The organism is Betaproteobacteria bacterium (assembly GCA_016791345.1).
Classification (GTDB): domain Bacteria; phylum Pseudomonadota; class Gammaproteobacteria; order Burkholderiales; family JAEUMW01; genus JAEUMW01.
Genome location: JAEUMW010000366.1, coordinates 1 through 1,597, shown reverse-complemented (window position 1 = coordinate 1,597; position 1,597 = coordinate 1). Strand labels below are relative to the sequence as shown.

Annotated in this window: 3 protein-coding genes; 2 read left to right on the top strand and 1 reads right to left on the bottom strand. The window is 69.2% G+C overall.

The features are described from left to right. Window positions 1-135 (top strand): fluoride ion transporter CrcB (locus tag JNK68_14335; GenBank protein MBL8541521.1); only part of this gene is annotated, 135 nt, incomplete at its 5' end. Window positions 136-144: 9 nt separating this feature from the next. Then, on the top strand, window positions 145-456 hold the full coding sequence (locus JNK68_14330; protein ID MBL8541520.1) for a DUF190 domain-containing protein: 312 nt from the start codon (window positions 145-147) through the stop codon (window positions 454-456). Here the strand turns inward: JNK68_14330 and JNK68_14325 are convergent. Beyond that, window positions 415-1,597: NAD(P)H-hydrate dehydratase (locus tag JNK68_14325; GenBank protein MBL8541519.1), on the bottom strand; the 1,183-nt coding region annotated here is incomplete at its 5' end. The two genes, JNK68_14330 and JNK68_14325, sit on opposite strands and share 42 nt — an antisense overlap.

Genomic DNA, 1,597 nt, shown 5'->3' with positions numbered 1-1,597 from the left:
TTCTCTGCGGAAGCGGTCACGCTGCTCGCGCGCGGGCAATACGGCTGGGCGCTCGCTCACATCAGCGTGCATCTGCTGGGCTCACTGGCAGCGACCGTGGCCGGCATCTGGATGGTCCGATGGATTCAGGCATAGAGGAACTGCATGAGGGGAGCTTGCTTTCGCGTCTACGTCACCGAGCGGGAGAAACACCGCGGTGAACTGCTGTACGAATGGATCCTGGAGCAGGCGCGCGGCCTCGGCATCCGCGGTGGCTCCGCCTTTCGCGCGGTGGCGGGCTATGGCCGTCACGGCGATCTCAAGGACGAGGGTTTTTTCGAACTGGCCGGCGAAGTGCCGATGATGGTGGAGTTCATCGCGACCGAAGTACAGGTCGAGCGCCTCCTGGCGCTGCTCAAGACGGAAAAGCTCTCGCTATTTCACGTCAAGTCGTCCGTTACCTTCGATACCACCTGAGGTCGCGCCCCGCGCACGATTGAAAAGTGCACGCGCCGCCTCCGTCACCTCCGAGGCGGTGAGGCCGGCCGGGCCGGTGCCTTGCGACACGCAGGCATCGGCGGCCGCTCCGTGCAGGTAGACGCCGCCCAGCACGGCCGAACGCGCGTCGGCACCCTGCGCGAGCAGACCGCCGATCAAGCCCGAGAGAACGTCCCCCATGCCGGCCGTGGCCATGCCCGGATTGCCGCTCGGATTGATGTACCACGTGCCGTCGGCGAAGGCGCAGACGGAGCCGGCGCCCTTGAGCACCGCCGCCGACTGAAAGCGGGTGGCCAGCGTGTTGGCCGCCGCGACGCGGTCTGCCTGGATCTCGTCCGTGTGTTTTCCGAGCAGTCGCGCGGCTTCCGCCGGATGCGGCGTGAGCACGGCGGGGGAGCTGCGTGCGGCAAGCGCGCCCTGCAGCGTGGTGTCGTGCGCGATGAGATTCAGCGCGTCGGCATCGAGCAAGAGCGGCAGGGCGGAGTCCAGCGCGCGCCGCACGAGGTCCCCTGCACTCGGTGAGGTGCTAAGCCCGGGCCCGCAGACGAGGACGCTCGCGTGGCCGGGTTCGAGCGGGAAGGGCGCGTCGCGCAGCATGAGCTCGGGTTGCACGAAATCGACGCGCGGCCGATCGGCTGCCAGCAGTCCGCAGTAGACGCGGCCGGCGCCGATGCGCAGCGCCGCGCGGCCGGCGAGCAGCGCTGCACCCACCATGCCCTCGGCGCCGCCGATGATGCCGACTTCGCCGAAGCTGCCCTTGTGACTGTTGCGCAGCCGCGGCGGCAGCATCGACGGCAGGATCGTCTCGTTCACCAGCCACGCGCACGGCGGCCGCATGGCAACCGTGTCGAGATCGAGGCTGCGCACGTGCACGGTGCCGCAGCAATCGGGGCCGTCGCGCGTGAGCAGGCCCGGCTTGAGACCGATGAAGGTGACGGTGTGAGCAGCCCGCACCGCAGTGCCGAGGATGCGGCCGGTATCGGACGCAAGCCCGCTCGGGATGTCGACCGCGAGCACCGGCGCCGACTGTGCGTTCACCATGCGCGCGGCTTCCAGGTAGGCACCGCCGAGGTCGCGCTCGAGTCCGATGCCGAACAGTCCGTCGACCACGAGGTCCCAG

What these genes read in the sequence shown, in the direction of transcription:
- JNK68_14330 (MBL8541520.1), top strand. Translation starts at nt 145, where the DNA reads ATGAGGGGAGCTTGCTTTCGCGTCTACGTCACCGAGCGGGAGAAACAC.